Here is a 9305-nt window from a genome sequence, read left to right on the forward strand (position 1 = left end):
CGCCGAGCAGGCAACGGCCGAACGGGCGAACCTGAAACCCCGTCAACCCCTCCTGACCAGCTGATCAGCACCTCTCGCACAGCGGGGGAACCTCAGTCCTGGATGTGTCATTGAAAGTGGGATGGCTACACGGATGCGCTGGAGTCGCGTCACAAAGGGGCATGCAGAGAACGTCTTGCAGTCTGAGTGCGTTCGACGTCCGCGCGCTGCATGAGACACCCTCCTCGAAACCCTGCTGCCGTTCCTGGAGTTCATCGTCGGGCGGGGGCTGCCACGGGCGATCAAGGCAGGGCTCGACCTGACGGGCCGCCCGGTCGGCCCACCGCGGCTACCGTTGCTGCCCCTGCCTCAGACGGAGACGGATGAGCTCCGGAAGCTGCTTGACCGGATCGGCTCCGCTCCGGTCTGATCCGCGCGATCCGCAGACGCTCCAGCCCTTCCCGGGTCAGTTCCAGCTTTCCGGACAGCTCAGCGAGTTCGGCTTCCAGCTCCTCGACCCGCACCCGGGCGGCCGCCTCGCGGGCGTCCAACTCCTCGTACAGCGAACCCATCAGACCCCCTCCTGTCACCTTCACGGTAGAGACCAGTGACGGCGGTCGTGACAAGCCACGTCCACTGACATCCGAGTCGGGTGAGCAGCTCTGACCGCCGCTGTTTGCCTCCCAAAGAAGTCACAAGATTCACCGCTACGGTCCGCACGGCCGTAGGCGTCCGGCAGAGATCCGCTGTGAGCAGAGCGCGGCACACCAGAAGTCGGTGGCACGCCGACAGAGAGCACGCCGACAGAGAGGCAGAGAGATGAAACAGACGGTACGGAAACGCAGCAGGATGGTGCTGGCGGTCGCCGCCCTCACGACCACAGGGCTCACAGTTTCGGCGTGCGAGGGCTCCGGCTCAACCGGCAACGCCTCCTCGAAGGCGAGCGCGTCGGCCCAGGGGAAGCAGCACAAGGGGCAGAAGACACCGGTCCCGTTGGAGCCGGCCGGGGCGCTCTACGACGGGTTCGAGCGGGCCGCCGACAACGGCTGGCGTCCGACCATCAACGACACGGCCGCCCAGCAGCGCGGGCAGACTTCCCTGGCCGCGATGGAGACCCAGCCGAAAAGCCTGATCCGGCAGGTGAGCTCGCCGAGCCCGCCGGCCAGGGAGGGCAGCCACGCGCTGCAGATGACGGTGCCGCACCAGCTGGGCAGCTTCCGCTCGGAGGTCTCCCGCGGCTCGGTGCCGATAGGCTCGGAGAACTGGTACGGCTTCAGCATCTACCTGCCGGCCAACTGGCAGGCCGACCCGCAGTCCAGCATCCTGGCCCAGTGGCACGCCGTCCTGATCGATCCCGGCAAGACCCCAGGCAACGGTGACGGCGGTCCCCCGGTGTCCCTGTCGGTGTCCGGGGGGCACTGGCGGATGAAAATCAACTGGAACACCCAGAGCGGCATCTCCAAAGGGCCCGGATCGGGCCACAAGACCATCGACCTGGGGGCCATCACTCCCGGGAAGTGGACGGACTTCGTGCTGCACGCCAAGTGGTCGAACACCGCCGCCGGGCTGGCCCAGCTGTGGAAGGGCGGGCGGCAGGTGGTGAACTACAGCGGCCCGACCGACTACAAGGCCCAGGTCGGCCCGTACTTCAAGCTCGGCATCTACCATCCCGGCTGGAAGTCGTTCAAGAAGAGCAGCTACGAGCAGGACACCGCCGCGACCGGCCCGATCGTGGTCTACGACGACGCGGTGCGCACCGTTGAGGGCCCCAGCTCCTACGCCAAGGTCGCACCGCACTGACCGGCCGTCCCGCATGGCTCGGGTCTTCGGCCCCGCCCTCCCCTCCGGAGCGGCGGGGCTTCCACATTCCCAGGCCCGCGGTCAGACGACGAGACAGGGCTGATGCGTTCTCATCTGCCCTCAACCCCGCTCGCCCGACAGCGGCCAGGCGGAAGGATCCCCACGGACGGCCGGTTGCACGCAGCCGTTGACAGACCATCGCCCCCGCACACAGCTCCGATCAGCGTTCTCCCAGCTCAGCACTGCGGTGCGCAGCGGCCGGCGGGGGAACCGTTGCACTCCGGCTCTCCGCTTTCGAGTACGCGGAGCAAGGAGGCAGTGACGACACGAGATCTGCGGCCGATGCGTGGCCGACCGGCTCATCGCGAGCTCCATGCGGCGCTTGTAGGCGGTGGTCCGGGAGCCATCCCCGTGCGCGCCGCGAAACTGCGCCGGCGCATCGAGCACGACCACCGGGAGATGAAACAGGCCCTGGGCCTGGCCCACTTCGAAGGCCGCACCTGGAGGGGCTGGCACCACCACGTCACCTCGTCTCCGTCGCGCACGCCTTCTGCACCCTGCAGCGACTGACCCGGTCCCCCAAAAGGGACGGCGCTGGCCTGAGCCTCTACACCTCGACAGGCCGCAGGTCAGCGTCGACTGCGTCACCTACCAGGGGCAGGCAACCGTGGTCGCCGTCACCCGCAAGACCGTCGGCATGGCTCCGTTCTCCAGGAGCTGGCGCACTCGGTTGACGCCGCCGACCCGCTCCTCGATGTGGTCGCCCCCGCCGCGCGGGCTGCGATCAGCGCGCTCGGCATCACCGACGGCGTCAGTCACGTCGAGATACGGCTGGTCGAGCGGCGCATGCGGCCCGTACGGCCCGGGAACCCTCACCGCCCCGGTGGCGACCGGTGTGCCGGGCACGGTCCTGGCAACCGCGGTCGGGCCGCGGCCGGAGCTGGCGATGTGGCTGCTGCTGGCACCCGTCGCCGTGGCTGTCGGCGGACGGCTGAACAAGCTGGCTGGTGTGAGGAGACCGCACACGGTGGCATGGCGGTCCCTATGCGCTCTGCCGGATTCCAGTACGTCAACATGCCTGATCACTTGAGCCGTGCTGGGACTGGGTTCAGCCCCTGTTGGCCTGCGTGCGGCGGGCGTAGGCGCGGGCTGCGCGGGCGCGGTCCCCGCAGCGCACCGAGCACCAGTGGCGGCGGGCATGGGTGCGCAGCAGGTAGCGCTGGCAGGGATCCGAGTCGCAGGCGGCCAGCCGTTCGGCATCGGGGCCGGTGAGCAGGTCGGCGGCATCGGTGGCGAGGACCGCGAGGGCGTGGTCGACGATCTGGTCGGTGGGATGCTCCCGGACCCGGTGCAGGCCCAGCGTGGGGTCCCAGCGCAGCACCGCGGCTGTGGGAGCGCAGGTCAGTGCGTCATTGACGGCACGCAGTGCCCCGTCAGGCGCGGGGAGGGCGCCGATCCGGGACGCGAGCAGTGCTCGCACCTGATCCCGCAGGGCACGCAGCCGGGCCGCGCACACCTCGTGCAGCTCCGTGTCAGTCGGCGCGAGGTCACGTTCGACCAGCCACCGGGTCGCCGCCTCGGGCGAGCCGAGCAGGTCCAGGTACTGGCCGCCGGGCAGGGCGAGCGCGGTGTTGGCGAAGTCGAGCGCGCGGTACTGCTCCGCGCCAGGTGCGGGCAGCGGGGCGAAGTGGGCGGGCTCGCCGGTCGGGGTCTCCTTCATGGATCTCATGTTAAGCCTTGCGTTTCTCCGTGAGGCTGAGCTAGCTTCGCATCACGGGAAACCTTCTCTCCATCCGTGAGGAAATGATGACCGGTACGCACACCGAACAGACCCCCGTCAGCGTCTTCGGCGGCCCGACCGCCCTCATCGAGTACCGCGGGCTGCGGTTCCTTACCGACCCCACCTTCGACGCCCCCGGTGAGTACCCCGGGGTAACGGCCACGTCCTCACCAAGACCGCGCCCGCCGCCGTCGACCCCGCCGAACTCGCTCCGGTCGACGTGGTCCTGCTCTCCCACGACCAGCACCCCGACAACCTCGACCACTCCGGCCGTGCACTACTGGCCGGCATCCCGCTGGTCCTGACGACACGCGGCGGCGCGGACCGCCTGGGCGGCACCGCCCGGGGCCTGGCCCCCTGGGACACCGTGGAACTGCCCTGCCCCGACGGCGGCACCCTGACGGTGACCGCTACCCCCGCCCAGCACGGACCCGAGGGTTGCGAACCCGTCACCGGCGAGGTGATCGGATTCGTCTTGACTGCCCCCGACCTGCCCACCGTTTACGTCAGCGGCGACAACGCCTCACTGGACCTGGTCCAGCAGGTTGCCGATCGCTTCGCTCCCGTGGATACCGCTGTCCTCTTCTCCGGCGCCGCCCGCACCGCTCTGCTCGACGGCGCCCTGCTCACCCTCGACAGCGCTCAGTCCGCCGAGGCCGCCACCATTCTCGCCGCCCGCCGTGTGGTCCCCGTCCACTTCGACAGCTGGGGCCACTTCACCGAGGGCCGCACCCACCTGGTCGACGCCTTCACGGCGGCCGGGCTACTGGACCGCCTGGAGATAGCTGCGGCCTGAGTCTCTGGCACGCGCACCGAAGTCTCCGTGCAACGAGCCCCGGTCGTCCGCTGGGGAATTACATGGCCGCCGACATCAGTGGCTCACGGCCCTGCGGGCCGGAGACTCGGCATGCTGAGATTGACCGGTCGTTCACCAAACGCCGCCGCCACCGCAAGGCCGAGATCGACCAGCGCACCCGGACGCTTGCGCCGGTGCTGCCTGCGCTACCGACCGCACCTGATCGACGGATGCCTCGCCGAGACGGGACTCGCCCTCACTCCGCCTTGATGGGGGATCTGCGTGGCGGTCTGGCTGGTTCCGGGGCATCCGGGTCACGGTGGCCGGCCGGGCTGTTGCCGGGGAAGCCCGCGTGGCCTTGGCGGCCGCCTCGGCGCGGCCCATGCGGGGCGGTGCGTGGTGGAAGACTGGGTGGCCGTCTGCGGATGATGTGCGGGGAGACGGTGACGGCCTGGCTGCTCGTCCCCGGGCTGCGGCGCTGGCGGACACGCTGGCCTGAGGTGCGTGTGTGGATCGACCAGTTCGTCGCTCGCCGCCAGGCCGCTCTGGCGGTCGTCCTGCGGGCGCGCAGCCCGCGGACCGCCGGCCAGCCGGCGGGGCCGGCATGTGTGACCATTGCGCCGGTGTCGCGCCGGCGGGACAGCCCTCGGTCATGGTGCGCAGCCTGGAACTACGTGTGCGCCGCGACGTCCTCGCCATCACGGTCGTTCCCCCAGACGCGCTGGCCGGCACGTTCCGCCGGAGTCACTCGGCTGCTGCGTCGCGGGTGCGCTGGTAGTGGCGCCTTGCCTTCATGCGGTTGCCGCAGAGGGCCATCGAGCACCAGCGGGCCTTGTTGGGCTTGCTGCGGTCGAGGAGGAACAGTCGGCACTCCGGGTTGGCACACGGCCGCAGCCGACCGGGCATCGCCTCCTGCAGCGCGCTCCACGCCATGACCGCCTCTACCGCCATCCGGCGATCCGCAGGCGCGTCCAGCTCCCAGGACACCCCCGCAGAGGAGAGGTGCGGGAGGCAGGTGACGTCTTTCAGGAGCGGGGCCAGCGATGTGGCGGGCCGGCTGCCGCGCACCACGTCCTGCAGGGCGTCGCGCGCCTGCGCGAGGCTTCGGAGCTCGTCCGTGGTGCCGCTGCCGCCGTGGGCCAGCTGCCAGGACCTGGCGGCTTCCGGGTCTGCGAGCTGGTCCTGGGCCGCGCCATTGACCACCGGTGTGGTGTTGAGGAGCTCCAGCAGGGTGTCCTGCTGTTCTCGATCGGCCACCTCGCCACTCCTAACCATATTGATTCGCTTGCCAGGTTACATAGGCGCGTTCTGACGAGAGAAGCGGATCTATTTCGTCAGGTTCCTCGGTCGAGGTGCTGCGCCGGCCGGACGGTCGGCGGCCGGGGCAGGGAGGGGCCCGAAGGGGGGCTGTGCTGGCTGGCGACCGTTGACGGCGGAGGCTTGGGACGGGCTACGTCCCGTCGTCCCGGCGGCACCCCGACCGCGTCACCTAACCAATAAAAGTTGCTTGACAAGTTAGGTCGATCATGCTCGACTGAATGTGTAACCATTAAAGCAAGATTTAGGAGTTAGAGGCATGGTCTCCGGAGTTCACCACCGCACCGCCACTGTCAACGATCTCGAGGTCTTCTACCGGGAGGCCGGCGACCCCAAGGCGCCCGCCGTGCTCCTCCTCCACGGCTTTCCGACCAGCTCGCACATGTTCCGCCACCTGATCCCGGCGCTCGCCGACCGCTACCACGTCATTGCCCCCGATCACATCGGGTTCGGCCAGTCCGCGATGCCGGCCCTGCAGGACTTCCCGTATACCTTCGACGCCCTCACCGACGTCACCTCCGGACTGCTCCAGCACCTGGGCATCGACCGGTTCGCGATGTACGTACAGGACTACGGCGCTCCCATCGGCTGGCGCCTCGCCCTCCGAGCCCCCGGACGCGTCACCGCGATCGTCACCCAGAACGGCAACGCCTACGAAGAGGGCTTCGTCAAGCCGTTCTGGGACGGCGTCTTCGCCTACGCACAGGCGCCCGGACCGGACACCGAAGCCCCCCTGCGTGGCGCCCTGGCACCCGAGATCACACGCTGGCAGTACGTGAACGGAGTCGCTGACCCGAGCCTGGTCAGCCCCGACAACTGGGTCCACGACCAGGCGCTGCTGGACCGCCCGGGCAACGACGAGATCCAGCTCAAGCTCTTCCGCAACTACCCGACCAACGTGGACCTCTACCCGCAGGTCCACCAGTACTTCCGCGACTCGCAGGTCCCGCTGCTGGCGGTCTGGGGCGCGAACGACGAGATCTTCGGCCCCGACGGCGCCAGGGCATTCGCCCAGGACCTGCCTCGCGCCGAGATCCGCCTGCTTGAATCCGGGCACTTCGCCCTGGAGAGCCACTTCCAGACCATCACCGAGTACATCCGCGGCTTCCTCGCCCGCGTCCTCGACTGACGCGCCGGGAGCGGGGCGGCTGCGGCCCACCACACCCCTGCCGCCGCAGCCGGCAACGGAATCTCAATCACCGTGTCACGTCGTCTGCGTGGCCGGCGGGACGGAGGTGAACGGGCCTTCACCGCGGATCCTGGACACGGCTTATGCAACGGGGGTCAGGGGCCGGGAGCTGCACGCGCGCTCTGCTGGCCCTCACCACCGCACCACATCCCGGCGGGGTGCCGGACGCGCGCCCGGCCGCAGGAACCGGAAAGGGCACGGTGGGCGCCTGGACACCCGCCGGGCCACCTCCCGACGCCGGTGTGCCAACTGCACCCGGCTCAGCGACAGCCTGGACCGCCTCCTTCGAGACGTCGGCACTACAAAACACGGCAAGGCCATCCGCGCAAATATGTTCAACTCAGATGTGTGGAAGCCCGTCCTGGCCGCAGCCGGAGTCATCCCCATGCGGAAGGAGGGCCCTGTGTCTGGCCCGCCCACCACACGCCGCCGTCGATGTCGCCTTGGGTCAGGACCTCGCGGCGGCCCCGCTGGCCGGACATCAGGTCCGCGATATCCGTGAAGGCGCTGTCGGAGCGGGCTTCGATGGCGGCGACGGCGTCGGAGACGGTGTTCTTGGCGACGCGCGCGCTGTTGCGGAACTTACGGAGGAGCACGTTGGTGGAACGCTCGTCGTTGGCGACGATCTGCCGCTTGACGTTGTCGTGCACCGGGGCCTCCTGGGTGGCCACGAAGCGGGTGCCCATGTTGACCGCGTCCGCACCGAGGGCGAGTGCTGCCACCAGCCCGCGGGCGTCGGCGATCCCGCCGCTGGCGATGACCGGAATACTCAGGCGGGCGGTCGCCGCCGGGATGAGGACGAGGCCTCCGATGTCGTCCTGCCCGGGGTGTCCCGCGCATTCGAAGCCGTCGATGCTGACCGCGGCGACGCCGAGTTGTTCGGCCTTGAGCGCGTGGCGGACGGTGACGCACTTGTGGATGACCTTCACGTCGGCGGCCCGCAACGCGGCCATGTGAGGCTCCGGGCTGCGCCCGGCGGTTTCCAGCCACGGGCAGCACCGGCTGCCGCTGCGAGGGACTCGCGGGCGCTTCCGCTGCTGCCAGTACAGTGCCCCGGCCACCGCCGTGCCCACCGCCGCCGCGGCCGCCAGCCGCTTCGGATTGCTGAACCGCACCGCACCGCTAATCAGGTCGCTCGTGAGATTCAGCAGGACGTCGGCCTGCCGCTCCAGGTCGGGCCTCCGGCCTTCCATCACCCCCCACGTCCCCCAGGGCCGTGCGCAGGGCGATCCAGTCGCCGACCGCGAGCCCGCTGTCGACCAGGTCCGCGTCGGTCCCGACCGCATGGAGGGCCGCGAACTCGGCCGCGTTCCCGCCGCCACCGACGAGGTGCTGGAGGACAGGGCCCGCGACGTCGTCGCCTGGCACACCCTGGCCGACATCGAGGAGAACCGTCCGTACCGCGACAGCGACACCAGCGTCCCGGAACTGCTGCTGCTGCTCGGCAGCCGATGCCGGGCGGTGGCTGCCGGCCGAACGACGGATGCTGCTGACGACGGCGTCTGTGACCCGCGGCGCCTGTGCGGCTACGGCGGGACCCGACTGGCGTGTGCCGGCTTGCGTCGCGCGTCCGGCAGAGGCTGACTGAGTTCTTGTCACGGCGCGCGTCGTGGACGGCGCGCGGCAACCCGATGGCCCGACCTCTCATGGTCGCTGAAGCACGTACGGAGACAGTGTGTCCGACAACCCCTATGCCCAGCTTGACCCGCACATGGCATCGTTCGCGCTGACCAGCGCAGACACCAGCGACGGCGCACCATACGCAGACCAGCACTACAGTGGCCTGCTCGGCGTCCCCGGAGGAGAGGACGCCTCGCCGCAGCTGTCCTGGTCCGGGGCGCCGGCCGGCACGAAGAGCTTTGCCGTGACGATCATCGACCCGGACGCCCCCACACCCAGCGGTTTCTGGCACTGGGGTCTGGTCGATCTATCCGGCGACGTCACCGAACTGCCGGCCCGCTGTGGCGTCCCGGAGGCGAAGCTGCCGGGCGCGGCGTTCCAGCTGAAGAACGACGCCAGCACCGTGGGCTACGTGGGCGCGGCGCCAGCCGTGGGCACGGGCTTGCATCACTACTACACGGCCGTACATGCGCTGGACGTGGAGTCCGTACGCGCTCTGGGCGTCAACGAGCAGTCCACGCTTGCCCTGCTCCATTTCGTCATGCGAGGCCATGTCCTCGCCCGGGCGGTCATCGTGCCGACCGGCGAGCCGCGTTCGTAGCCAACCCGCACTCCGCACCTTGTGCGGGCGCCACCTGCCCCACCGTCTCCGCCCCCTTTATCTAGGGGCGGAGACTCATTGCGCAGCTCAGGCCCACTGATCGCGAGTGCAGGCAAGCTAGGCAAGGGTGAGCTTGTTCCGCTTTGACGGACACCATTGGTGTGGTGGTCAGGCTGCGAGTGCGGTCTCATATTCGGCGGGACTGCGGTAGCCGAGGCTGCTG

9 protein-coding genes and 2 pseudogenes are annotated in these 9305 nt (G+C 69.6%); 6 read left to right on the forward strand and 5 right to left on the reverse strand.

Annotation, left to right across the window (positions count from 1 at the left end; genetic code table 11):
* Nucleotides 1-281: 281 nt before the first annotated feature.
* The gene (locus tag ACWGJY_RS36930) at nt 282-551 is read right to left on the reverse strand and encodes a hypothetical protein (protein ID WP_328383189.1); all 270 of its coding nucleotides are present in this window, start codon (nt 549-551) and stop codon (nt 282-284) included.
* A 247-nt stretch (nt 552-798) separates the two neighbouring features.
* Between ACWGJY_RS36930 and ACWGJY_RS36935 the strand changes: the two genes are divergently transcribed.
* On the forward strand, nt 799-1779 hold the full coding sequence (locus ACWGJY_RS36935; RefSeq protein ID WP_328383187.1) for a polysaccharide lyase: 981 nt from the start codon (nt 799-801) through the stop codon (nt 1777-1779).
* A gap of 411 nt (nt 1780-2190) precedes the next feature.
* Nucleotides 2191-2348: pseudogene (locus tag ACWGJY_RS36940) on the forward strand (IS701 family transposase); the annotation flags it as partial.
* 79 nt (nt 2349-2427) lie between these two features.
* On the opposite strand, the gene ACWGJY_RS36945 reads toward ACWGJY_RS36940, so the two are convergent.
* On the reverse strand, nt 2428-2778 hold the full coding sequence (locus ACWGJY_RS36945) for a hypothetical protein (protein ID WP_453265283.1): 351 nt from the start codon (nt 2776-2778) through the stop codon (nt 2428-2430).
* A gap of 109 nt (nt 2779-2887) precedes the next feature.
* On the reverse strand, nt 2888-3499 hold the full coding sequence (locus tag ACWGJY_RS36950) for a CGNR zinc finger domain-containing protein (RefSeq protein WP_453265277.1): 612 nt from the start codon (nt 3497-3499) through the stop codon (nt 2888-2890).
* Between the two features lie 83 nt (nt 3500-3582).
* Here ACWGJY_RS36950 and ACWGJY_RS36955 point away from each other — a divergent pair.
* A pseudogene (locus tag ACWGJY_RS36955) lies at nt 3583-4355 on the forward strand (MBL fold metallo-hydrolase).
* A gap of 744 nt (nt 4356-5099) precedes the next feature.
* Here ACWGJY_RS36955 and ACWGJY_RS36960 read toward each other — a convergent pair.
* Entirely contained in the window at nt 5100-5612 is a 513-nt protein-coding gene (locus ACWGJY_RS36960) for a CGNR zinc finger domain-containing protein (protein WP_453265278.1), read from the reverse strand.
* A gap of 319 nt (nt 5613-5931) precedes the next feature.
* Between ACWGJY_RS36960 and ACWGJY_RS36965 the strand changes: the two genes are divergently transcribed.
* Complete coding sequence (locus tag ACWGJY_RS36965) at nt 5932-6801, forward strand: alpha/beta fold hydrolase (protein ID WP_453265279.1); 870 nt, start codon at nt 5932-5934, stop codon at nt 6799-6801.
* 437 nt (nt 6802-7238) lie between these two features.
* Here ACWGJY_RS36965 and ACWGJY_RS36970 read toward each other — a convergent pair whose 3' ends face one another.
* Nucleotides 7239-8054, reverse strand: a complete 816-nt coding sequence (locus ACWGJY_RS36970; RefSeq protein ID WP_453265280.1) for an NAD(P)H-dependent flavin oxidoreductase — start codon at nt 8052-8054, stop codon at nt 7239-7241.
* A gap of 91 nt (nt 8055-8145) precedes the next feature.
* Between ACWGJY_RS36970 and ACWGJY_RS36975 the strand changes: the two genes are divergently transcribed.
* Nucleotides 8146-8445: a hypothetical protein gene (locus ACWGJY_RS36975; protein WP_453265281.1), complete on the forward strand. Its 300-nt coding sequence runs from the start codon at nt 8146-8148 to the stop codon at nt 8443-8445.
* Nucleotides 8446-8536: 91 nt separating this feature from the next.
* Nucleotides 8537-9082, forward strand: coding sequence for a YbhB/YbcL family Raf kinase inhibitor-like protein (locus tag ACWGJY_RS36980; RefSeq protein ID WP_453265282.1), 546 nt, complete (start codon nt 8537-8539; stop codon nt 9080-9082).
* Nucleotides 9083-9305: the final 223 nt, after the last annotated feature.

The organism is Streptomyces sp. NPDC054765 (assembly GCF_053612065.1).

Excerpts from the sequence above, each read along its gene's own strand:
- ACWGJY_RS36930 (WP_328383189.1), bottom strand. The coding sequence starts at position 551 with ATGGGTTCGCTGTACGAGGAGTTGGACGCCCGCGAGGCGGCCGCCCGG.
- ACWGJY_RS36950 (WP_453265277.1), bottom strand. The coding sequence starts at position 3,499 with ATGAAGGAGACCCCGACCGGCGAGCCCGCCCACTTCGCCCCGCTGCCC.
- ACWGJY_RS36935 (WP_328383187.1), top strand. The coding sequence starts at position 799 with ATGAAACAGACGGTACGGAAACGCAGCAGGATGGTGCTGGCGGTCGCC.
- ACWGJY_RS36965 (WP_453265279.1), top strand. The coding sequence starts at position 5,932 with ATGGTCTCCGGAGTTCACCACCGCACCGCCACTGTCAACGATCTCGAG.
- ACWGJY_RS36975 (WP_453265281.1), top strand. The coding sequence starts at position 8,146 with ATGGAGGGCCGCGAACTCGGCCGCGTTCCCGCCGCCACCGACGAGGTG.
- ACWGJY_RS36970 (WP_453265280.1), bottom strand. The coding sequence starts at position 8,054 with ATGGAAGGCCGGAGGCCCGACCTGGAGCGGCAGGCCGACGTCCTGCTG.